Genomic DNA, 21,178 nt, shown 5'->3' on the forward strand with positions numbered 1-21,178 from the left:
AGGCCACGTGACGACCCTGACCGAGCGGGCGGCCGAGCTGCTCCTCGCCTCCCACGCTTTCGATCCGGCGACGCCGGGGTTCGTGGGCGCCTCACTCGAGTTGCCCGTCGCCGCGGCGCCGTCTCACCGGGTGCCGCTGCGGCATGGCTTTCTCGACGCCCGTTCGGCGCGGGTCGCGGTGGTCAGCGGTCCCCCTTCTCCGGGCCTGGCCGCCTGCCTCGACCGGATAGCCGACGACCTGGCCGCGACCTCCGCCGCCGGCTTCGCCTGGCCGACCGCCCCGCTGCCCATCGCCCGGGTCCACGGATCCGCCCAGCTCCTCACCGACGATGGCCGGCTCCGGGACAACCAAACGCAGCCGCGGACCGACGACGCCCGCACCCACGCCGGCGAGCCCCAGCTCCGGGGCGGCGATAGTCAGCTCCGGAACGGCGAGATCCCGCTGCGGGTCGGCGGCACTCACCTCCAGGACGGAAAGATCCCGCTCCGAGACGGCAACACTCAGCTCCAGGGCGGCGGCAGCCCACTGCGGGCCGGCGACGCCCAGCTCCGGGACGGCGACATCCGGCTGCGGGCGGGTGAATCCCCCTCGGGTGCCGGCGGCATTCGCGTAGCGCTCGAAGCGGGGCTCGACGCCGGTGGGCCGCTCGGGCTGGAGCGCCGGTGGGCCCTCGCCCACACGCTCGCCCCGGTGCTGGCCGCCGCCTTTGCCAACTCTCCCCTGCTCGGCGGGGAGCCCAGCGGGTGGCGCAGCGTGAGGCAGGCCCGCAACCGTGATCTGCCCGTGCTGCCCGTCGAGGCGGATGCCCGGCGGGGGTGGGCTCGCTTCGTCCTCGACGCTCCCGGGCGGGACGGGCGCACCTTCCGGGAGCGGGCCCGCTCCGGTGAGCGGCCTCGCCTGGCCGATCTGGCCGAGCATGTCGAGTCGCTTCGGCCGCCCGTCGCCGCCCGCGGGCATCTCGAGATCGATGTCGCCGACCGGCAGCCCGGCCGCGGGTGGCGGGTTGTCGTCGCGGTGACCACCGTGCTCCTCGACGATCCCCGGGCCGCCTCGGCCGCTGAGCTGGCCACCGCCACCCTGGCCGTCGAGCCGGGGCTGTGGGAGCGCGCCGCACGCGACGCTCTCACCGACCCTGTGCTCGCGGCCGCCGCGCGGGAGTGCTTCGTCGAGGCGTACGCCGCCCTGGCCCGTCATGGTGCCGACCGTGACCTTCGCGACGCCGTCGCCGATTTCACCGACCGCTATGTGATGCGCGCGCGCTGCCCGGCCGACGACGTGCTAGGCGCCCACGTAGTCGGCTAGGTGCTGGCCGGTCAGGGTCGCGCGAGCCTTCACCAGTTCCTCCGGTGTGCCCTCGAAGACGATCTGGCCGCCGTCGTGGCCGGCGCCCGGGCCCAGGTCGATGATCCAGTCGGCGTGGGCCATGACCGCCTGGTGGTGCTCGACCACGATCACCGACTTGCCGCTGTCGACCAGGCGGTCGAGCAGGCCGAGCAGCTGTTCGACGTCGGCCAGGTGCAGGCCCGTGGTCGGCTCGTCCAGGATGTAGATGTCGCCCTTCTCCCCCATGTGGGTGGCGAGTTTGAGGCGCTGCCGCTCGCCGCCCGACAGGGTCGTCAGCGGCTGGCCCACGTTCAGGTAGCCCAGGCCGACGTCCACCAGCCGCTCCAGGATCTTGTGGGCCGCGGGGATGCGCGCCTCGCCCTCGGCGAAGAACTTCTCGGCCTCGCCGACCGACATCGCCAGCACCTCGCTGATGTCGCGCCCGCCGAGCTTGTAGTCGAGCACCGACGCCTCGAACCGCTTGCCCTCGCACACCTCGCACGGTGTGGCCACGGTGTCCATCACGCCCAGGTCGGTGTAGATGACGCCGTTGCCCTTGCAATTGGGGCAGGCGCCCTCCGAGTTGGCGCTGAACAGGGCCGGCTTGACGCCGTTCGCCTTGGCGAAGGCTTTGCGGATCGGTTCCAGCAGGCCTGTGTACGTCGCCGGGTTGCTCCGCCGCGAACCGCGGATCGCGCCCTGGTCGATCGAGACGACGCCCTCGCGCGGCGACACCGAGCCGTGGATGAGCGAGCTCTTGCCCGAGCCGGCCACCCCGGTCATGACCACCAGCACGCCGAGCGGGATGTCGACGTCGACGTCCTTGAGGTTGTGCAGCGCGGCGCCGCGCACCGGCAGCGACTCCTTCGAGACCCGCACCGATTCCTTGAGCGACGACCGATCGTCCAGGTGGCGGCCGGTCAGCGTGCCCGACTTGCGCAGCCCAGCCACCGTACCCTCGAAAACGATCTCGCCACCGGCCGAGCCGGCGCCGGGCCCGAGGTCGACCACGTGGTCGGCGATCGCGATCGTCTCCGGCTTGTGCTCGACCACCAGCACCGTGTTGCCCTTGTCGCGCAGCTGGATCAGCAGCTCGTTCATGCGCTGGATGTCGTGCGGGTGCAGGCCGATCGTGGGCTCGTCGAAGACGTACGTGACGTCGGTGAGGCTCGAGCCGAGATGGCGGATCATCTTGGTGCGCTGGGCCTCGCCGCCGGACAGCGTGCCCGAGGGGCGCTCGAGCGACAGGTAGCCGAGGCCGATGCCGACGAACGAGTCGAGCGTGTGCGAGAGCTTGTCGAGCAGCGGGGCGACCGACGGCTCGTCGAGGCCGCGCACCCACTCGGCGAGGTCGCTGATCTGCATGGCACAGGCGTCGGCGATGCTGACGCCGTTGATCTTCGAGGAGCGGGCGGCCTCACTCAGGCGGGAGCCGCCGCACTCGGGGCAGGTCGTGAAGGTGACGGCCCGTTCGACAAAGGCGCGAATGTGCGGCTGGAGCGCGTCGACGTCTTTGGAGAGGAACGATTTTTGAATCGAGGGGATCAGTCCGGCGTACGTTAAATTGATGCCCTCGATTTTGACTTTGGTCGGCTCTTTGTGCAGGAGGTCGGCCAGTTCCCTCTTGGTGTATTTCTTGATCGGCTTGTCGGGGTCGAAATAGCCGACGCCCCGGAAGATGCGGCCGTACCAGCCCTCCATGCTGTAGCCGGGGATCGTGATCGCGCCCTCGTTGAGCGATTTCTCCTCGTCGTACAGCGCCGTGAGATCGATGTCGTTGACCGCGCCACGGCCCTCGCAGCGCGGGCACATGCCACCCGTGATGCTGAACGTGCGCCTTTCCTTGACCGTCTGGCCACCCTTTTCGAAAGTGACCGCGCCGCCACCGGAGATCGAGGCGACATTGAAGGAAAAGGCTTGAGGCGATCCGACGTACGGCTTACCGAGCCGGCTGAAGAGAATGCGCAACATGGCGTTGGCGTCGGTGGCCGTGCCGACCGTGGAGCGGGGGTCGGCGCCCAGCCGCTCCTGGTCGACGATGATCGCGGTGGTCAGGCCGTCGAGCACGTCCACGTCGGGACGCGCCTGTGACGGCATGAAACCCTGGATGAAGGAGCTGTACGTCTCGTTGATCAGCCGCCGCGACTCGGCCGCGATCGTGCCGAACACCAGCGAGCTCTTGCCGGAGCCGGAGACACCGGTGAAAACCGAGAGCCGCCGCTTGGGCAGCTCGGTGCTGACGTCTTTCAGATTGTTGACGCGCGCTCCGGTCACGCGGATCAGGTCGTGGCTGTCGGCTTCGTGCCGCGCGGGGCTCATCGGATCTCCGTCTCCATGGGCGTCACGGTAGTGGCGGCCGGGGGCTCCGCGCTTCTCGATAACTGATCAGGTGCGTTCACCGGTGATGTAGCCGGCGAGGCTGCTGCGCTCCGTCTCGAGCTCGTCGATCCGGAATTTCACGACGTCGCCGATGCTGACGACGCCGTGCAGCGCGCCGTCCTCGATCACCGGCACGTGCCGGAAGCGCCGCTCGGTCATCAACCGTTCGACGTCCTCCAGCAGGGCGGTTCGGGTGACCGAGCGTACCTGTGTGGTCGCGATCGCCGCCACCGGCTCGGAGAGCACCGCGGCGCCACGCGCGGCCAGCGCCCGCACCACGTCGCGCTCGCTGACGATGCCGTCGACGGCCCGGCCGTCGGGCGACACGATCGCGGCGCCGATCTTGTGTTCGGCCAGGACGCCGAGCAGCTCGGCCACGTCCACATCGGGGGCCACCGTCACCACGCGGTCACCCTTGACTCGAAGAATGTCGCTGATACGCATCGTCGTCTCCCCTTGATCACGTCGTTGTCGTCGTTGGGGCTTACGCCTAGATGCCGTTATTCACGACGTGATGTCAAGAGTCCTATTTGCTGAAGAGTCGATCAGCCGCGTCGTCCCATGCCTTCACGAGATCGACTTTCACCGGGTTGCGCAGCCATTGGATCTGCAGGCCGTCCATCATGGCGATCACCTGCCGGGCCAGCGCTTCGTCACCGCCGGCGAGCTCGGTGAAGGAATCGATCGCACGCTTCTCCCTCGTGCGGAAATAGTCGTGCACCGGGTGATCGGGGGCGAGCGACTCGGCCTCGAGAACGGCAAACAGTCTGACGATTTCCGGTTGTCGGGCGTTACGCCGTACCAGGGCCGCGCAAAGATCTTGAAGTTTCTCGGCTTTAAGCTCGGACATATCGGATTTGTCGCGCTCGTCAAGAACTGCGATGAGCAGGCCCTCCTTCGAGCCGACGTGGTGCAGCAGGCCGGGCACGGTCAGGCCGCAGCCGTCGGCGACGTCCTGCATCGACAGGCCCCAGAAGCCGTACTCGGCGATCAGCCGGCTGGTGACCTCGACGATCTGCTTGCGGCGCTCGGCGGCGGGCAGGCGCGCCCGATCGCGCCGGAAAGGCTGACCCATGTCTCCCCCTTGTTCGCTGGAGATCATACGACTACCTTGTACCTAGTAGGCACTCAGTAAGCCGCGCGTTCACCGCCTTCTTGCGAAACTTGACCAGGAAATCGGCCACCGAAGGGGATCCTCGTGGAACTCACCGACCAGGCCGCTCTCACGAGCGGCAGCGCCTTCTGGACCTCGACGGAGGCCGGCGGGGTTCCGCAGATCACGCTCACCGACGGGCCGCACGGCGTGCGCATGCAGAGCTCCGAGGAGGACATGCTCACCGGCCGCCCGGCCACGGCCTTCCCGCCGGCGGTGACCTCCGGCTCGACCTGGGATCCCGCGCTGGTGCGCCGCATGGGCGAGGCCCTGGGCGACGAGTGCCGGGCGATGGGCGTGCAGGTGCTGCTCGGTCCCGGCATCAACATCAAGCGCACTCCCCTGGGCGGCCGCAACTTCGAATACTTCTCCGAAGACCCGCTGATCAGCGGCGTGATGGCCACCGAGTGGGTGCTGGGCCTGCAGAGCCGCGGCGTCGGCGCGTCGCTGAAGCATTTCGCGGTCAACAGTCAGGAGACCGACCGCATGACGATCAGCGCCGACGTCGACGAGCGGACGCTGCGCGAGATCTACCTGCGCGCCTTCCAGCGGGTGGTCACGCGGTCCCAGCCGTGGACGGTCATGTGCTCCTACAACCGCGTCAACGGCGTGCACGCCTCGCAGAACCGCTGGCTGCTGACCGACGTGCTGCGCGGCGAGTGGGGCTTCGAGGGCCTGGTCGTCTCCGACTGGGGTGCCGTGGTCGACCGGGTGGCCGCCGTGCACGCGGGCCTCGACCTGACCATGCCCGGCCCCGACGAGGCGGGCGACGCCGCGCTGGTCGCCGCGGTCAAAGACGGCTCCCTGGCCGCCGGCGACCTGCGGCTCTCGGCCGACCGGGTGGCCGCGCTGGTCGCGAAATCGAGACTCGAGACCACCGAGTCGTACGACGCCGACGCCCACCACGCCCTGGCCCGCGAGATCGCCGCGCGGGGCATCGTGCTGCTGAAGAACGACGGCGACGTGCTGCCGCTGCGCGCCGAGGGCCAGTCCATCGCCGTGCTGGGCGAGTATGCCCGCACCCCGCGTTTCCAGGGCGGCGGCAGCTCCCAGATCACCCCGACCCGCCTCGACGACGCCCTCACCGAGATCACCGCGTCGTCCTCGGCCGCTGTCACCTTTGCTCCTGGCTACAGCGCCGACGAAAACGCCGTCGTCGAGCCCCTGCTCGACGAGGCCGCCGCCGCGGCCGCGGGCGCCGACGTGGCGCTGGTCTTCGTCGGCTCGAAACAGGAGACCGAGGGTTCCGACCGCGACGGCATCGACCTGCCGGCTTCGCACCGGGCGCTGGTCGAGCGGGTCGCCGCCGCCAACCCGCGCACGGTGGTCGTCCTGTCGAACGGCGCCGTCGTCCGCACCGCCCCCTGGGACGAGGCGGTCCCCGGCATCGTCGAGGCGTGGCTGCTGGGCCAGGCCGGCGGCAGCGCGATCGCTGACGTGCTGTTCGGCCGGGTCAACCCGTCGGGCCGCCTCACCGAGACGATCCCGCTGAAACTGGCCGACCACCCGTCCTTCCTGGACTTCCCGGGCGAGGCCGGCCACGTCCGCTACGGCGAGGGCCTGCACGTCGGCTACCGCGGTTTCGACGCCCGCGAGCAGGAGGTGGCCTACCCCTTCGGTTTCGGCCTCTCCTACACCACTTTCGAATATGGGATGCCGTCCGCCACCGTCACCGCGTCCGGCGTCGAGCTCACCATCGACGTGACGAACACCGGCGCGCGCGACGGCCGCGAGGTGGTCCAGGCGTACATGGAGGTCACCCGTTCCCGGGTGCGGCGTGCCCCGCGAGAGCTGAAGGCCTTCGCCAACGTTGCGATCGCGGCCGGCGCCACGGAAACGGTGACCCTGCAGATCCCCCGCGACGACCTGGCCTACTGGGACGAGCGGCTGTCCCGCTGGGTGGTCGAGGGCGGCGAATACCACTTCGCCGTCGGCGCCTCTTCCCGCGACCTGCGCGGCGCCGTCCTGGCCACGATCGAGGCCGACGCCGGCACCCGCTGGCCGCTGACCGCCGACTCCACCATCGCCGAGTGGTTCGCCGATCCCCGGGGCGCCGACCTGCTCCGCAAGGCTTTCGCCGACGCGGCCGGCACCGGCACCGGCATCGCGGCCCAGGCCGCCGACCCCGCCATGCTCCAGCTGTTGGGCGGCCTTCCTCTGAACCGTCTGGGCATGTTCCCCGGTAGCCCCTTCACCGAGGAAACAGTGCAGGCACTGGCCGCGGCCGCCAACGACTGACCCCGTCTAGGATGGCGCCCACCCCTTGCGTCCGATCGAGCCCAGGCGGAAAGGCACGACCATGATGGTTCCGGCGGAGATAGCAGCCAGCAAACAGGTCAGCCTGATCACCTTCAAAAAGGACGGAACCCCGGTGGCCACCCCCGTCTGGCAGGTCTCCGAGGGCAACACCTTGACCACGGTCTCCCTGGCCGACGCCTGGAAGGTCAAGCGCATCCGCAACAACCCGCGCGTCGAGGTCACCCCCTGCGACATCCGGGGCAAGGTGCCCCCGGGCGCCCAGACCGTCTCCGGCACCGCGGTGCTTCTGCCGCCCTCAGAAACCGAACGCGCACGCCGCCTCTTGGCCGGCCGTTACATCTCCGCGCGGATCGGCGCGTTCTTCACCCGGCTCTTCCACATCAAGCGCCCACCGGCCGTCGCCATCGTCGTCACCTTCTGACGCGCGGGCGTGGACCACGTCGCCCGCCCCGTTCGGTGGGCGTCGTGCCCGGGCGCCGGTGCCGCCTACGGCCGCGCCTGGGCGCCGGTACCGCCCTACGGCCGCGGCCGGGGGCGCATCGCACTCCAACAGGCCAGGCCCTGCGCGCCCGACTCAGCTCGCAGCGCCTGAATGGATTCCCCGGTCGGCTCGTTCGGCACCAAGGCGCCCAGTTCGGCCTGACTGCGGGACTCGTACTCCACCCAGGAAGCGGCGCCGTCGGGCCGGCGGGCGTTCAGGCTGTCCATCGCCTCCGCGATCCGCCGGGCCAAGCCGGTGATCCGGGCCAAGGCCCGCCGGCCGAGTCGCCGAACAACGCCGGCACCACGTCGACCGACGCGACAACCGGCGGGCTCAGCGGTCCCGGTGCCGCCTGCGCCTGACCTCGAAAGCGGGCCAGGTCACCGTTCACCGCGGCCCGCAATTCCGGCTCCTCGCCCTGACCGCGGAGGGCGGAACAGGGCTAGCGGGTTGCGTACGTCATGGTGTTGTCGTGGCGTTGCCATGTTCCCTTGCCCTGGTGCTTGGCCGCGTACATGGCCAGGTCGGCGTCGCGCAGCAGGGACGTCGCGTCGGAAGCCGGGGATGCTGCTGCCACGCCGATGCTGGCGGCTGCCGTCACCGGGACTCCCTCGATGACGACCGGGATCGTCAGGGCGTCCAGGATTCGGGCCGCTGTTGCCTCTGCCTCCTCGGCGGTGCAGTTCGGCAGGAGCACCGCGAACTCGTCGCCGCCCAGGCGGGCGGGCAGGTCGGCTGTTCGGATCTGGGCTCGCAGCTTGTCCGCCACCGCCAGCAGCAGGGCGTCGCCGGCCGCGTGGCCCATCGTGTCGTTCACCGACTTGAAGCCGTCCAAGTCGACCAGCAACACCGACAACGCGGGTGAGGCCGGCAACGCCGCCGCCAGCTGCTCGTGGAAGTGGGTTCGGTTGGCCAAACCCGTCAAGCCGTCGAAGTGGGCCTGGCGGTGCAACCGCTTCATGAGCTCCACGTTGTCGTGGAAGGCGACCAGCTGCCGCACCGCCACCAGACCGCAGATCAACGCCAAACCCGCGACCACGCCCCACAACCGGGCGCCCACCCCGCCCGACAAAGCGAAGACCAAAGCGCCGAAGGCGACGACCATCGCCCCGTACGGCAAGAGGCTGTAAGGCTTTTTCCGTCTCTCCCCGAAAGCCGTGCGGTCGGCGTCGGCCAGGATCTGCTGAATGCGCGGGCCGACCGCGATGAGCAGGGTCGGCAGGAAGCGGACGAGGTACGAATCCGGGGCCAGGAACGCGCCGGCGCTCATCACCACCGCCGAGCCGACCATCGGAACTGCGGCCAGGCGGTGCATGGGCGCGTTGCCGCTGAGGATCATCTTGACCGCGGAGAACGCCGCCGTGATGCACACACCGGTCGCCGCCAGCATCGCCAGGACGTCGGGGCGGCTGTATTCGCCCGGGACCGCCAGCACGCACCAGCCGACCACGCCGCCCGCCACCAGGACCGTGGCCGAGTCGAGCCAGAACGCCAGGCGTTCGCGGCCCGTGCGGCCGGGCTGCGGGTGCAGGAGCATCGCCGTCACCACGGCGGTCAGGCCGACGCCGAAGCAGACCGTCTGGACCGTGCCGCCGGTGCTCGACCAGTCCCCGGGGAACCACGTGGAGACCGCCTGCCACGTGTCACCGATCGTGAACAGCGCGCCCACCGTGGCCATCACCCGCCAGAAGCGGCGGATCGGGCCGGTCACCAGCCGGGCGACCCGCCACGAGCAGATCGCCAAGGCCAGGTCGAGGGGCGGCTGGAAGGCCCAGAACGCGCGCACCTGCCCGCTGGTGTTCCCGTCGAGCACCAGGAACAGCACGCAGGCCAGCGCCGTCCAGCCGAGGTAGGCCCGCAACAGAGGGTCGCGACGCAGCACGTGCCCTCCCCTCGCGGGCCGTACCGACCACAGCGGTCACCGGCTCGAGGGTTCCGATCGGTCGGGCGGAGGGGTGGTTGAGCAGAAGCGGGCGGCCAGCATCCCGCCGACACCGGGAATCAAGGCCAGCAGGCGGGGCCGGAGCCGGGCGGTTGCGGCCAGCGTAGCCCCAATGACCAGCAGATACGAGCAGCCGTGGAGCGGGCCCAGCAGTTGCGTGACCAGGCGGGCGTGGATGGTGGCCAGGTTGAGCAGCATCAGCAGCAGCGTGATCAGCTCGGCCCGGGCGGCGATGCGCAGCAGCACGGGTCAGGCTCCCGTCGTCGAGCCGGGACGGACGATCATCAGGACCACGACGGTCGCCCAGAGCAGGTTGAAGACGCCCGAGGTCATGCCGAGCCGGGCGGGAACCGCCGGATTGCCGGCGACCGCGGCCGCCTGGGCGGGCAAAATGGCGAAGCCGAGCACGGCGGCGGCCACGGCGGTCAGCGCGATCGAGGTCAGCAGCCAGGCGTCGCCGAGGACGCCGAGGGAACTGGCCGTCGCGAAACCGAAGACCGGGACGGCCAGGCCGAGTACGGCGTAGACGCGGCAGATGCGGTGGAGGATGGCCAGTTGCGCGCGGTCGCCGCGGCGCAGCGCCGCCGGGAACATGCTGGCGGCGACGGTCACCGGGCCGATGGCGACGATGGCGGCCAGGACGTGGAGTGAGAGCAGGAGCTTTGTCACGATCATCGACCGTATGGGCGCCGGCCGGCGGGTGACAGTGGCAGGAATGCCACACGTCAACGGATAATGGCCAACCATGCACCAGGTCGTGGTTCTCGCACTGGACGACGTCATTCCCTTCGACCTCGCGACGCCCCTCGAGGTCTTCGACCGGGTGCGGCTGGGCGACGGTTCAACCCCTTATGCCGTACGGGTGTGCGCTCCCCGGCCGCAGGTGAGCGCGGGCTGGTTCACGGTCACCGCGCCGCACGGTTTGGAGGCGCTGGACACCGCCGACACGATCGTCGTTCCGGGCGTCGGTGAGCCCGCCACCCCCGTACCACCAAATGTCGTGACCGCGCTGCGAACGGCCGCGAGCCGCGGCACCCGGATCGCCTCCATCTGCGCCGGCGCCTTCGTCCTGGCCGCGACCGGCCTGCTCGACGGACGGCGGGCGACCACGCACTGGGCCGGCACCGACGCCTTCCGGGCGATGTTCCCGGCCGTCGACCTCGACCCGGACGTGCTCTACGTCGACGAGGGGCAGTTCCTGACGTCGGCCGGCGCGGCCGCGGGCCTCGACCTCTGCCTGCATCTGGTGCGCCGCGACCACGGCTCGGCGGTGGCCGCCGACGCCGCCCGGCTGTCGGTGATGCCGCTGGAGCGCGAGGGCGGACAGGCCCAGTTCATCGTGCCCGAACGGCCGCCCGCACCGCGCGGGTCGGCCCTGGAGCCTCTGCTGCTGTGGCTGGAGGCGGACGCGCCGGCCGAGCTGACGCTCGACGACATCGCGGCCAAGGCCGGGCTGAGCGCGCGGACGCTGAACCGCCGCTTCCGCGAGCACACCGGCACGACGCCGTTGCAGTGGCTGCACCGGGCGCGGATCCGGCGGGCCCAGCATCTGCTGGAGACGACCGGCCACCCGGTGGACCGGATCGGGGCCGAGGTCGGGTTCGGCTCGCCGACGGCGTTCCGCGACCGCTTCAAGCGGATCGTCGGAACGACTCCGCAGAGCTACCGGCGAGCCTTTACGACGCGTTAGATTCCGCGAACGCCTCGCCCGCGATCTCGATCTTCACGGTCTTGCCGACGAGGAAGCCGCCGGTCTCCAGGGCCACGTTCCAGACCAGGCCGAAGTCCTCGCGCTCGAACTGGGCGGTCGCGCTGAAACCGAAGATGTCGCGGCCGTACGGGTCCCGGCGCGCGCCGCCGTACTCGACCTGAAGGTCGACCGGGCGGGTCACGTCGCGGATGGTCAGCAGGCCGTTGACCACGAACTTGCCGCTGGACTTGGCCGCGGCCGGGATCTCCGACGCGCCCGCCCGGCGGGTCAGCGGGTTGTTGCGCAGCCGGGCCCACTGGAAGATCGCGTCGTTGTTCTCCTGCCACTGCACGCCCGTGCTGCGGTACTCCAGCGTCGGGTACTTCTCGACGTCGAGGAAGTCCGGGCTGGACAGATGGGTGTCGCGGTCGGAGTTGTGCGTGGTGATGCTGGCCGCCTCGATGGAGGCCGTGACCGACGAGCGGGCCGGGTCCTCACCGATGACGATCGTGGCGGTGCCCCGCGCGAACTCGCCGCGGATCGGGCTGACCATCATGTGCTGGGCCAGAAAGCCGAGCCGTTTGTGGGCTTCGTCGAGGACGTACACACCCGGGTCGGGAATGGTCAGGCCGTTCCATTCGCGGATCGGTCGGTCGACCATAGCTACGCTTCACCCCTCGCCCCGTCGGTAACCTCACCGATCTTAGGACGTTCATTTTTGAATTACCTGAGTGTGCGCAGCTCAGTGGCCCGGAACACTGTCGCGAAAACGCACGTTGGTCCGATTTGAGAGCGGCCCGGATCACAATTCCGGGGCGTTCGTAGCTCAGGGTTCCAATTACCGAAACAAAGAGTCAACAGTGATGAGCGCCACTGCTATCGCCATCGGCAATAGTCGGCCGCGAGTTCGCCCGACCGGCCGTCCCGATCGCTCTGGCCGACCTCGACGTTCTTCGGCAGCGCGCTCCGGAGCCCGGACACGACCTGACCGGAGGCGGCGCCCGGAGCCCCGGCGATGACGACCTCTGGGCCCGGATCGAGCCGCTGCTGCCCAAGCAGCCGCCGCGTTCGGACCCTGGTCGCCGGCCGGTCGATGACCGCAAAGTCTTGTGCGGCATTTTGTTCGTCCTGTTCACCGGCATCCACTGGGAATGGTCACCCAACGAACTCGGCTTCGGCTGCGGCATGACCTGCTGGCGGCGCTTGCGGGATGGGAACAACGCCGGAGTCCAGTAGACCCCGGCCGGCTGGGCTCCGAACACCACCTCATCACCGACGCCGGCGGTGTCCCGCTTGCGGCGCTGCTGACCGGCGGCAACCGCAACGACGTCACCCGACTCATCCCGCTGCTGCAAGCGATCCCAGCGATCCGCGGCAAACGCGGCCGGCCCCGCAGCCGAGCGCCGAAGGTCTAAGCCGACCGCGGCTACGACCACGACAAATACCGCAGCTTGGTTCGTGAGCTTGGCATCACGCCGGTCATCGCCCGCCGCGGCACCGAACACGGCTCCGGGCTCGGCAAACTGCGCTGGGTCGTGGAGCAGAGCTTCGCCCTGCCGCACTGGTTCCGCCGCCTGCGCCTTCGCTGGGAAGTCCGCGCTGACATCCACGAAGCCCTGCTCAAACTCGGCTGCGCCCTGATCTGCTGGCGCCGCCTCCAACACTCAAAGAGTCAGGAGTTCTGTGCCGCCCGACCGCGTCGTTGCTCACCCACGACCCGCTCAGCCCGCCGATCCGTCGCTGGTCGACGGTGACCGGGCCGAGGATCAACGCCGCGACGGCGGCAGGCAGGGCACCGGGCATCGAAGACTCCGTGGGGGACGGTGCGCCGAGCCGTGACCACGAGTCGGCGCACCCCAGACGTCCCGGCACGCGAGGTGAGGATGCGGGATTACAGCTTGCCGGTGAGCTCGATCGAGTGGATGCGGTCGGCCAGGTCGGAGGCGTGGTGGGCCAGGATCAGCTCGTCCGCGCCGACCGAGGTCGCGAACGCGGTCAGCTGGTCGCCGACCTCGTCGGCCGTGCCCGTGGCGGTGTAGCGGGTCATCGCGGCCAGCGACGCGCCGTTCGGTGAGGCCAGGAAGGCGTCGATCTCGGCGTCGGTGAAGTTGGCGCCACGGGCGCCCCGGGTCAGCATCGACCGCGTACGGGCGCGGTAGGCAGTGGTCTTCTGCTCCTCGGCCGTCGCCCGGTCGTCGGCCGCGAAGACGTTCATGCCCGCGATCACGTAGGGCTTGTCGAGCTGGTCGGACGGCCGGAACTTCTCGCGGTAGACGGTCACCGCGGTGTGCAGCGCGTCCGGCGCGAAGTGCGAGGCGAACGCGTACGGCAGGCCGAGCTGCGCCGCCAGGTTGGCGCCGAACAGCGACGAACCGAGGATGTAGAGCGGCACCACCTCGTCCGCGCGCGGCACCGCCTGCACGCCCGGGACCCGCGACCGTCCGCTCAGATAGCCCTGCAGCTCCTGCACGTCGGTGGGGAACGAATCGGCCGAGCTGTTGTCGCGGCGCAGCGCGAGCATCGTGTTCTGGTCGCTGCCCGGCGCCCGCCCCAGGCCGAGGTCGATCCGGCCCGGGAAGAGCGTCGCCAGGGTGCCGAACTGCTCGGCGATGACCAGCGGCGAGTGGTTGGGCAGCATGATGCCGCCGGCGCCGAGCCGGATGGTCGAGGTCTGCGAGGCGACGTATCCGATCACCACGCTCGTGGCCGACGAGGCGATCGTCGGCATGTTGTGGTGTTCGGCGTACCACACCCGGCGGTAGCCGCTGCGCTCCGCGGCCCGCGCGAGCTCCACGCTCGCCTCGAAGCTGTCCCGCGCGGTCTGGCCGGCGGAGATGGGCGCGAGGTCGAGCAGCGACAGCGCTGGCGCCATGGTGGGGTTCCTCCCGAAAAGTAGGTTCAGGCTTGAACCTACTCCCCGGTCCTTACCTCGACCATGTGCCGGGCGTCACCGGCGGCGGAACGCGTCCAGCAGGAACCACTCGTCGTCGTGGTGCACGAGCCGCTCCAGGCCGGGCCGCCCGGCCAGCGCCGCGTGCACGTTGAAGCCGTCGTAGTTGCCGCCGTCGGCCCGGTTGCTGAAGTGCACCGACACGATGTCGCCGCCCGGCTCCAGCCGCTCGTACAGCCCGTCGAGCACCAGCTCGAGGTCCTCGGCCGACAGGTAGTAGAGCAGGTCGCCGATGACGATCAGGTCGAACGTGCCCTCGGGCAGACCGGCCGGCAGGTTCGCCCGCTCGTAGCGGACGTTCGGCAGGTCGGCCAGGCTCTCGCGGGCCGCGGCCACCGCCTCCTCGACCGAGTCGACGGCCAGCACCTCGTCGCAGCGCTCGGCCAGCATCCGCGTGAGCAGGCCGATCGAGGCGCCCGGCTCGTAGCAGCGCCGGTAGTGCTCGCGGGGCAGGCTGGCCATCGTCACCGCGTACTTGCGCTTGTCATGCCATTTGGTCGCCAGATCCCACGGGTCGTCCTTCACAAGGTACATGTTGGTGAAATGGTCGACGGAGACCGAGGCCTGCGGGGGTTGCGCGTCATCCAGAGCTCGTGCCACGCCCTGAATTGTGCAGCAAGCGACTTTCGACGACGCCGAGGACCGTGTCGCACAGCTTCCCGATCACCGCGAGCAGGATGATGGCGAGCAGCATGATGTCGGTGCGCCCGGTGTTCTGGCTGTCGATCAGCAGGAATCCCAGGCCCATGGACGAGGCGATCAGCTCGGCCGCCACCAGGAAAAGCCAGCCCTGGGCCAGACCGAGGCGCAGCCCGCTCAGGATCGCCGGGGTGGCCGCCGGGAACAGCACAGTGCCGAGCAGACCAAGACCTTTCCTTCCGTACGCCCGTCCGACCTCCACCAGGTGCGGGTCGATATGGGCGAGCGCGGCCGACACGGTCGTGTAGACCGGGAAGAACGCCCCGATCGCGACCAGCACGATCTTCGGCGTCTCCCCGATGCCGAGCCAGAGCAGAAGCAACGGCACCCACGCGAGCGACGGCACGGCCCGGATCGCCTGGATCGTCGGCGTCAGCACGTCACTCGCCGTCCGCGACAGGCCGACCAGACCACCCAGCGCGAGGCCCATCAGCGAACCGATCGCGAAGCCTGCGAGCACTCGCTGGGTGCTGATGGCGATGTGGTGCCACAGCTCGCCCCGGCCCACCATCTCCCGCAGCGCGGCCACCACCTCGGCCGGCGGAGGCAGTTGGGCCGCCGAATAGACCCCGGACGAGGCGGCCCACTGCCAGACAGCCAGCACCAGGAGGGGAACGACAGCGCCGAGGGCGACGCGGCGGCCCTTCTGCACGTTCGCCACCGCTTTCGGGGCGGTCAGCGTCACGAGGCGCTCCGGGCCGTGGCGAACCTCGGCTCGAACAGCGAGTCGATCGCCTCCCGCGCCGAGGCCTCGCTCTTCACGTTGGCGTCGGCCACCAGCACCGGCAGGATCGACTCGAAGACCGCCTTCTGGGCCGCGCCCGGCACCGGGTCGATGTCGAGCCGGGTGCGTTCGGTGAGCACCAGCTTCGCCACCTCGGGCGAGATCTTCGCCTCGCGGGCGTAGAGCGCGACCGCCTGATCCGGGTTGTCCTGAATCCACTTGCGGGCCCGCTCGTACGCGTTGACGACCGCCTGCGCGAGCTCGGGCTGCTTCTCGATGAAGCGCTCGGTCGCGTTCAGAATCCCGTACGAGTTGAAGTCGATGTTGCGAAAGATCAGTTTGGAGCCCTGGTCGAGCTGGGTCTGCGCCATGATCGGGTCGAGGCCGGACCAGGCGTCGACATCGCCGCGTTCGAGCGCGGTCCGCCCGTCGGCGTGCTGGAGGTTGACCACGGTGACGTCGCCCGGCTTCAGCCCGGCCTTCTCCAGATGGTCTTGATGGGCGACCCGTTGGCCCGGGCCACCAGCGCCGCCGCCCCGGCCGTCGAGCCGACGTCGACCGCGTCGCCGCGCAGCGCCTCGTTGGCCTTGTTACTGCCGGCCGACAGCTGCCAGGTGACGGTCACGTTCTTGTCCGCGAGCTCGGTCTCCAGCCACTTCTGGTCCCGCAGCACGAGGCTGGCCGGGTTGTAGTACGCGTAGTCGAGCCGCAGCGTGGTCCCCTGGCTCCCGCCGGCCGCGGCGTCCTCCCCTTCGACGCATCCGGCCAGCAGCATCGTCACGGCCACCGCGGCCGCCGCCGCCCGCATCTTGCGCATCTCGCTCATCCTCTCGATCACAAACGCACGGGGGTGTGAACGCCGAGCTCGCCCAGGAGCGCGACCCGCAGCGCGGCCAGCTCCGCGTCCCCGCGATCCCGGGGGCGAGCGCCGGGCACCTCGCGAACCGACCGGACGGACGCCGCCTCGCCGCCCTCGGGCACTCCGAGCAGGACCACCCGGTCGGCCAGGTGCAGCGCCTCGTCGACGTCGTGGGTGACCAGCAGGACCGTGGTTCCGGCGGCGCTCTGCACCTCGGCCAGCAGGTCCTGCATGCGCAGGCGGGTCAGCGCGTCGAGCGCCGCGAAGGGCTCGTCGAGCAGCAGCACCCCCGGCCGCCGGGCGAGCGCCCGGGCCAGGGCCGCCCGCTGCGCCATGCCTCCGCTGATCTGCCGGGGCCGGTGCCGGGCGAACGCCGCCAGCCCCACGACCTCCAGCCAGTGCGCGACCTCCTGCCACGCCTTCTCGCCGGTCGTCCCGCGCGGCAGCCCGTACGCCACGTTCTTCTCGACCGTCCGCCACGGCAGCAGCCGCGGCTCCTGGAAGACGACGGCGCACCGGGGCTCGATGCCGCTGACCACCCGGCCGCCGACCCGGACCGATCCCTCGCCGGGCGTGTCGAGGCCACAGGCCAGCCGCAGCAGCGTCGACTTCCCGCACCCGGACGGCCCGAGCAGCGCGACGACCTCACCGGCCGCCACCTCGAGCGACACGCCCGCGAGCACCGCTCGTCGCCGCCCGTCGGCCGTGAACGCCTTGCCGACCCCGTCCAGCGTGAGCGGAACGGCGCTCACGGCTGAATACATGTAGATGCATCCATGCCGGGGAGCATACCTACTATTCCTACCTGAGCAATAGGCGCATTACTTCTCGACCAGGTCGGTCAGCGGCGTCGGATTGCTGATGTTCGCCGGAGCGTTCCACTTCTGGAGCTCGGAGCTGTTGCAGACGGCGACCTTCACCTTGCTCGTGCCGTCCTTGTGCACGTCCAGCGGCTTCGCGTTCTGGTCGGTCGGAGTGAGGCAGTAGCCGGCGGAATCCTTGATGCGGTAGCTCGTCCCGTAGTCACCGGTGTCGTGGTAGACAGTCCACTGCAGCTCGGGCGGCGCCTGTTTGGCGACCGTGTCGCAGAGCACCACAGTGGTGTAGGCGCTCGACGCCGTACTGCGCGGCGACTTGAGGCAGAGCGGCTTGTTGTAGTACTTGTCGTTCTGCTGTCCGGACCGGAGGAACGTGACGACGATGTTGCCGGTCTTGTAGACCGCCGGCGGGGTCGGCACCGGGTGGACCCACCGCTGGTTCCAGTCGACGACACCGTCCGGCGATTGCTTGCAGAACCAGGCGATCATGTACGACGAGTCGTAACTCTGATCCGTCACGTCGAGGCACCGGCTGAACTGCGCGTAGTTGACGAGCTGGGCGGTGTTGTCCCCCGCCATGCCGGTGCCGACGCCCGCGCCCGAACGCCAGATGTTCTTGGTGCTCGTCGCCGTGCAATTGTTCAGCGAGACCCCGCCGCCGGTGGACGACGGGGTTGTCACGTTCATGCACAGCGACGTGTCGGCCTTGCCGGTCGACAGGTTCGTGGTGTTGAAGCGACTGGAGCCGTCCAGCGCCCACTGGTACCGCGCGGTGCGGGTCTGCGGGCACGGGCCGAAAACGATGGGATTGCCGCTCTTGTGGGTGGCGCCGGCATCGAGACACATGCCGTACGGCGCGTTGTTGTCGGACGACTCCGAGTTGATCAGCTTGAGGTACAGGTCGGCGGTGTAGCCGAACTGCTGCTCGCTGCTGCCGTTGCAGGCCTTCATCGTGACGGCGGTGCCCGCGACCGGCGACCGGTCCGGCCCGGCGTCGATGCACTGGGTGCCGGTCACCGTCGCCGGCACGCTGTCGATGCGCAGCTGCCCGCCCGGGATGTTGGTGTTGCTGGTGGTGAAGACATAGGTGGCGGTCAGCGTGCGGTTGACCTGCCGGCTGGTACCGATGGAGGTCACCTTCGCCGTGGTGGGCACGCTGTTCGGCGGGCACGACAGCGGCTTGCTCTCCTGATCGAAATAGGCCAGCGACACCGCGTACTTCAAGCTCTCGGTGGTGCCGGGGACCATCGCGTCGCCGCTGAGCGTACAGCCGGGGAGATTTTCCAGCAGGCCGCTGTTGACACCCTCGTCCGTCATCTTGGCCGCCGCCCGCACCTTGGCCATCATCATGTCCATGCCGGCCTGAGCGGCGTTGAGGGCGCTGTTGCGGTCCTGGAGGTTGCGGGTCGAGGTGATCTGCCGGATCACCACGGGGGCGATCGCGGCCGACATCGCCAGGACGATCGTGATGATGAGCAGCGCCATCGGAATCGAGCCCCGCTCGTCGGTCCGGGGCATCCTCATGACGACGGCCTCCCGCTGCTGCACGGATTCTCCGTGTTGGTGTTGCGCGTCGTGTTCTCCGCGCTGAACAGCGTGTCGAACGGGATGGTCGTCGTGCCGACGGTGGCGTTGAGGCGCAGCCGGATCTGGTAGAACTCCGGCGTGTAACCGGAGCCCATGGCGTCGCTGCCCGCGCTGGCCGAGGCGTACGGCTGCTCGGTCGGGGTGATCACCGTGAACGGCGCCGTGCCCGGCATGAGCGCCAGCTCGCTGGCGACGACCATGGCCTTGCCCGGGGCGGCCGGCGCCGTCCAGCTCGCCAGGGTGAGCACTCCGTTGTCGTAGACCAGCTGACGGCATCCGGTGGGCAGGGCGAACTCCAGGTAATAGCGGCCGCCGACCGGCACCGCCGCTTTGGAGGACAGCCAGCTCGCGTACCGCAACTGCGTGTCGAGGCGGCGGAAGGCGGCCGCGACCTGGTCACGGGCGAAGGACGTGCCTTCCGTACGGTTCACGGCCGAGTACACCTGCATGATGCCCCCGAAGACCACCACCAGGACCACGCTCATGATGCCCATGGCGACGATCAGCTCCAGCAGGCTGTAGCCGCCGTCCTTTTCTTCCGGCGGAGCGCTCATGTGATCGTCCAGACGAAGGTGAGGACCGACGTCTGCGGCGGCAGCAGATTCGTCGAGGTCAGCGTGACGACGTACGTACCCGGTGTGTCCGGTTTACCGCTGATATTGCCCGATGCGCCGTTGAGCGTCAGACCCGGCGGCAGCCCGGTCGCCGTGATGACCGGGCTCAGGCCGAGCGCCGAGCCGTTGTCGGTGGCCTTGAGGTTCACCTGCTTGCCGGAGGCCGAGGTCTGGTCCGGCGCGAGCGGGTTCGGCGAGGTGAAGGAGAGCAGCGTGGTCGTGGTGATGGTCAGCGCGAACGATTGCGTGGCCTTGTTGCCGAGGGTGTCGGTCACGGTGATCGCCGGCAGGTAGCGGCCCGGCACGGTGGCGACGCCGGAGATGACGCCGGTGCTTGAATTCAGCGTCACCCCGAGGGGCAGACCGGTCGCGGCGTACGTGTAAGTGCCGTATCCACCGGAGGCCACCGCGGTGACGTTGACCGCCGAACCGAAGGCGACTGTCTGATCGGGCACGGCGGCCAGGGCGAGGCCGGGATAGACGACGTAGGTGAAGTTCGCCGTCCCGGTGACCTGGTTCTCGTCCGTCACCGTGACCGTGACCGGGTAGGAGCCGGCCGTCGCCGCGGTTCCGGTGATCAAGCCGGTGTCGGAGATGCTGAGCCCGGCGGGCAGGCCGGCCGCCGTGAAGGTTTTCGTTCCCCAGCCGTTCGCCCCCACCGCCTGCACGGAGACCGGGTCGCCGACCCGGCTGCTCGTGGTACCCACCGTCACGGTCGGCAGCAGCACGATCTGGAAGTTGACCGCGAAGGTGACGTTGCGCTGCAGCGGGGGCGCCTCGGTGACCTTGAAACGGAAGTCCTGGTTGAGAAGACCGGCGGTCGTCGCTCCGGTGACGACGCCGTTCGACGCCAGCGTCAATCCCGCCGGCAGCGTGTCGACCACGCTCCAGGTGTTGGGCAGCTGTCCGCCCTCGACCTTCAGCTGGACCGACCGGTCGAAGCCCTTGTAGAACACGGCCGTCTGTTTCGGGTCCGGGCCCGTCGGCGACGGCCGGTAGATGTCGAACGTCGGCTCCGAGGCACGGGCCACCAGCGTCGAGGTGACGTACTGGCACCGGCCCGCGTTGCAGCCCTTGTTGTTCCACGCGAGCAGCACCACGACCCGGAAGAACTGGAGGTCGTCCGGGGTGTTGAGCCAGGAGGGCGGATTCTTGTCCGGGTCGTAGCCGACGCAGTCACCGCTGACGCGCACGTCACAGGAGCCGACATAGATGGTGCGGTCGAAGTTGACCCCGTCCCACAGCAGGGTCCGGGTCTCGGTCGGTACGGCGGCGTCGTCACCGGAAGTGGAGGTGGCGCTCAGCAGCGGATCAGAGGACGGGAATGTCTTCGCCAGATAGGGCTGCACGATCGCCGGGGCGGCGCTGAACTGCGCCTTGACCTTGGCCGAGCTGCGGTCGGTCAGCAGCGAGCTGCCCTTGAGCGCGCGGACCTGCTCGATCGCCATGTTGGCGAGCTGCACGGCGTTCTGCTGATTGCGCTGCCGGGCGACGGCCTGAAAGCTTTGGATGAAGAACGGGCCGGCCGCGGCCAACGTGATCACGACGAGGGTGAGGGCAGTCACCGTCTCGATGATGGTGAACCCCTCGTCCGAGCCCCGATCGCGACCCATGCACCCTCCTCCACAGGCCCCATCGGCAGCGAAACGGCGAAAAGTAGGGAAACGGGCCACAAGAGCGGAACCGGCTTGCCCGGTGC

22 protein-coding genes and 1 pseudogene are annotated in these 21,178 nt (G+C 69.7%); 5 read left to right on the forward strand and 18 right to left on the reverse strand.

What is annotated here, in order from left to right; all coding sequences use genetic code 11:
- The first annotated feature begins 7 nt into the window (after positions 1-7).
- Positions 8-1,303, forward strand: coding sequence for a glutamate-cysteine ligase family protein (locus CRP55_RS41740; protein WP_245923698.1), 1,296 nt, complete (start codon positions 8-10; stop codon positions 1,301-1,303).
- Here CRP55_RS41740 and CRP55_RS41745 read toward each other — a convergent pair.
- From CRP55_RS41745 to CRP55_RS41755, 3 genes are all read right to left on the reverse strand, one after another.
- On the reverse strand, positions 1,280-3,643 hold the full coding sequence (locus tag CRP55_RS41745) for an ATP-binding cassette domain-containing protein (RefSeq protein WP_097327545.1): 2,364 nt from the start codon (positions 3,641-3,643) through the stop codon (positions 1,280-1,282). The genes CRP55_RS41740 and CRP55_RS41745 overlap by 24 nt on opposite strands.
- A gap of 66 nt (positions 3,644-3,709) precedes the next feature.
- Positions 3,710-4,147, reverse strand: coding sequence for a CBS domain-containing protein (locus CRP55_RS41750; RefSeq protein WP_097327546.1), 438 nt, complete (start codon positions 4,145-4,147; stop codon positions 3,710-3,712).
- A gap of 82 nt (positions 4,148-4,229) precedes the next feature.
- Positions 4,230-4,805, reverse strand: a complete 576-nt coding sequence (locus CRP55_RS41755) for a TetR/AcrR family transcriptional regulator (protein ID WP_245923699.1) — start codon at positions 4,803-4,805, stop codon at positions 4,230-4,232.
- Positions 4,806-4,901: 96 nt separating this feature from the next.
- Between CRP55_RS41755 and CRP55_RS41760 the strand changes: the two genes are divergently transcribed.
- Both CRP55_RS41760 and CRP55_RS41765 read left to right on the forward strand, forming a co-directional pair.
- Positions 4,902-7,094 carry a glycoside hydrolase family 3 C-terminal domain-containing protein gene (locus CRP55_RS41760; RefSeq protein WP_245923700.1) on the forward strand — a complete coding sequence of 731 codons (2,193 nt, stop codon included), beginning with the start codon at positions 4,902-4,904 and terminating at the stop codon, positions 7,092-7,094.
- Between the two features lie 61 nt (positions 7,095-7,155).
- Positions 7,156-7,536, forward strand: coding sequence for a PPOX class F420-dependent oxidoreductase (locus CRP55_RS41765; RefSeq protein WP_097327549.1), 381 nt, complete (start codon positions 7,156-7,158; stop codon positions 7,534-7,536).
- Positions 7,537-7,631: 95 nt separating this feature from the next.
- Here CRP55_RS41765 and CRP55_RS41770 read toward each other — a convergent pair whose 3' ends face one another.
- The 4 genes from CRP55_RS41770 to CRP55_RS41785 form a co-directional block, all read right to left on the reverse strand.
- Entirely contained in the window at positions 7,632-7,823 is a 192-nt protein-coding gene (locus CRP55_RS41770; protein ID WP_143235306.1) for a hypothetical protein, read from the reverse strand.
- A 215-nt stretch (positions 7,824-8,038) separates the two neighbouring features.
- Positions 8,039-9,478 (reverse strand): GGDEF domain-containing protein, encoded by a 1,440-nt coding sequence (locus tag CRP55_RS41775; RefSeq protein WP_245923701.1) that lies wholly within the window; start codon positions 9,476-9,478, stop codon positions 8,039-8,041.
- Between the two features lie 36 nt (positions 9,479-9,514).
- The gene (locus tag CRP55_RS41780) at positions 9,515-9,784 is read right to left on the reverse strand and encodes a DUF3817 domain-containing protein (protein ID WP_245923702.1); all 270 of its coding nucleotides are present in this window, start codon (positions 9,782-9,784) and stop codon (positions 9,515-9,517) included.
- Positions 9,785-9,787: 3 nt separating this feature from the next.
- On the reverse strand, positions 9,788-10,207 hold the full coding sequence (locus tag CRP55_RS41785) for a hypothetical protein (RefSeq protein WP_097327637.1): 420 nt from the start codon (positions 10,205-10,207) through the stop codon (positions 9,788-9,790).
- 76 nt (positions 10,208-10,283) lie between these two features.
- On the opposite strand from CRP55_RS41785, the gene CRP55_RS41790 reads away from it, so the two are divergent.
- Entirely contained in the window at positions 10,284-11,228 is a 945-nt protein-coding gene (locus CRP55_RS41790; RefSeq protein WP_097327551.1) for a GlxA family transcriptional regulator, read from the forward strand.
- Here CRP55_RS41790 and CRP55_RS41795 read toward each other — a convergent pair.
- Complete coding sequence (locus CRP55_RS41795; protein ID WP_097327552.1) at positions 11,215-11,889, reverse strand: YceI family protein; 675 nt, start codon at positions 11,887-11,889, stop codon at positions 11,215-11,217. The two genes, CRP55_RS41790 and CRP55_RS41795, sit on opposite strands and share 14 nt — an antisense overlap.
- Positions 11,890-12,104: 215 nt before the next feature.
- On the reverse strand, positions 12,105-12,374 hold the full coding sequence (locus CRP55_RS55285; protein ID WP_245923718.1) for a hypothetical protein: 270 nt from the start codon (positions 12,372-12,374) through the stop codon (positions 12,105-12,107).
- Between CRP55_RS55285 and CRP55_RS41800 the strand changes: the two are divergent.
- Positions 12,264-12,898, forward strand: a pseudogene (locus CRP55_RS41800) (IS5 family transposase); the annotation flags it as partial. The gene CRP55_RS55285 and the pseudogene CRP55_RS41800 overlap by 111 nt on opposite strands.
- Before the next feature lie 221 nt (positions 12,899-13,119).
- Here CRP55_RS41800 and CRP55_RS41805 read toward each other — a convergent pair.
- The 9 genes from CRP55_RS41805 to CRP55_RS41840 form a co-directional block, all read right to left on the reverse strand.
- Positions 13,120-14,100, reverse strand: a complete 981-nt coding sequence (locus CRP55_RS41805) for an LLM class flavin-dependent oxidoreductase (RefSeq protein ID WP_097327553.1) — start codon at positions 14,098-14,100, stop codon at positions 13,120-13,122.
- 75 nt (positions 14,101-14,175) lie between these two features.
- Positions 14,176-14,778 (reverse strand): class I SAM-dependent methyltransferase, encoded by a 603-nt coding sequence (locus tag CRP55_RS41810; RefSeq protein ID WP_245923703.1) that lies wholly within the window; start codon positions 14,776-14,778, stop codon positions 14,176-14,178.
- The gene (locus tag CRP55_RS41815) at positions 14,759-15,562 is read right to left on the reverse strand and encodes an ABC transporter permease (RefSeq protein ID WP_097327554.1); all 804 of its coding nucleotides are present in this window, start codon (positions 15,560-15,562) and stop codon (positions 14,759-14,761) included. The genes CRP55_RS41810 and CRP55_RS41815 overlap by 20 nt, the downstream gene beginning before the upstream one ends.
- On the reverse strand, positions 15,559-16,089 hold the full coding sequence (locus CRP55_RS54130; RefSeq protein ID WP_218854901.1) for an ABC transporter substrate-binding protein: 531 nt from the start codon (positions 16,087-16,089) through the stop codon (positions 15,559-15,561). The genes CRP55_RS41815 and CRP55_RS54130 overlap by 4 nt, the downstream gene beginning before the upstream one ends.
- The gene (locus CRP55_RS54135) at positions 16,071-16,427 is read right to left on the reverse strand and encodes a type 2 periplasmic-binding domain-containing protein (RefSeq protein ID WP_218854883.1); all 357 of its coding nucleotides are present in this window, start codon (positions 16,425-16,427) and stop codon (positions 16,071-16,073) included. The genes CRP55_RS54130 and CRP55_RS54135 overlap by 19 nt, the downstream gene beginning before the upstream one ends.
- Positions 16,428-16,435: 8 nt before the next feature.
- Positions 16,436-17,224 (reverse strand): ABC transporter ATP-binding protein, encoded by a 789-nt coding sequence (locus CRP55_RS41825; RefSeq protein WP_097327555.1) that lies wholly within the window; start codon positions 17,222-17,224, stop codon positions 16,436-16,438.
- Between the two features lie 57 nt (positions 17,225-17,281).
- Positions 17,282-18,826, reverse strand: coding sequence for a ricin-type beta-trefoil lectin domain protein (locus CRP55_RS41830; protein ID WP_179855569.1), 1,545 nt, complete (start codon positions 18,824-18,826; stop codon positions 17,282-17,284).
- A complete protein-coding gene (locus CRP55_RS41835; protein WP_097327557.1) occupies positions 18,799-19,419 on the reverse strand; it encodes a PulJ/GspJ family protein in 621 nt (206 codons plus the stop codon). Before CRP55_RS41835 ends, CRP55_RS41830 begins: the two co-directional genes overlap by 28 nt.
- Positions 19,416-21,092: a putative Ig domain-containing protein gene (locus CRP55_RS41840; RefSeq protein WP_097327558.1), complete on the reverse strand. Its 1,677-nt coding sequence runs from the start codon at positions 21,090-21,092 to the stop codon at positions 19,416-19,418. The genes CRP55_RS41835 and CRP55_RS41840 overlap by 4 nt, the downstream gene beginning before the upstream one ends.
- Between the last annotated feature and the right edge of the window lie 86 nt (positions 21,093-21,178).

It is taken from the genome of Paractinoplanes atraurantiacus (genome assembly GCF_900215205.1).
Taxonomy (GTDB): Bacteria; Actinomycetota; Actinomycetes; order Mycobacteriales; family Micromonosporaceae; genus Actinoplanes; species Actinoplanes atraurantiacus.

Excerpts from the sequence above, each read along its gene's own strand:
- CRP55_RS54135 (WP_218854883.1), bottom strand. The coding sequence starts at position 16,427 with ATGAGCGAGATGCGCAAGATGCGGGCGGCGGCGGCCGCGGTGGCCGTG.
- CRP55_RS41790 (WP_097327551.1), top strand. The coding sequence starts at position 10,284 with ATGCACCAGGTCGTGGTTCTCGCACTGGACGACGTCATTCCCTTCGAC.
- CRP55_RS41755 (WP_245923699.1), bottom strand. The coding sequence starts at position 4,805 with ATGATCTCCAGCGAACAAGGGGGAGACATGGGTCAGCCTTTCCGGCGC.
- CRP55_RS41770 (WP_143235306.1), bottom strand. The coding sequence starts at position 7,823 with ATGGACAGCCTGAACGCCCGCCGGCCCGACGGCGCCGCTTCCTGGGTG.
- CRP55_RS41750 (WP_097327546.1), bottom strand. The coding sequence starts at position 4,147 with ATGCGTATCAGCGACATTCTTCGAGTCAAGGGTGACCGCGTGGTGACG.
- CRP55_RS41745 (WP_097327545.1), bottom strand. The coding sequence starts at position 3,643 with ATGAGCCCCGCGCGGCACGAAGCCGACAGCCACGACCTGATCCGCGTG.
- CRP55_RS41840 (WP_097327558.1), bottom strand. The coding sequence starts at position 21,092 with ATGGGTCGCGATCGGGGCTCGGACGAGGGGTTCACCATCATCGAGACG.
- CRP55_RS41825 (WP_097327555.1), bottom strand. The coding sequence starts at position 17,224 with ATGTATTCAGCCGTGAGCGCCGTTCCGCTCACGCTGGACGGGGTCGGC.
- CRP55_RS41835 (WP_097327557.1), bottom strand. The coding sequence starts at position 19,419 with ATGAGCGCTCCGCCGGAAGAAAAGGACGGCGGCTACAGCCTGCTGGAG.
- CRP55_RS41795 (WP_097327552.1), bottom strand. The coding sequence starts at position 11,889 with ATGGTCGACCGACCGATCCGCGAATGGAACGGCCTGACCATTCCCGAC.
- CRP55_RS41805 (WP_097327553.1), bottom strand. The coding sequence starts at position 14,100 with ATGGCGCCAGCGCTGTCGCTGCTCGACCTCGCGCCCATCTCCGCCGGC.
- CRP55_RS41765 (WP_097327549.1), top strand. The coding sequence starts at position 7,156 with ATGATGGTTCCGGCGGAGATAGCAGCCAGCAAACAGGTCAGCCTGATC.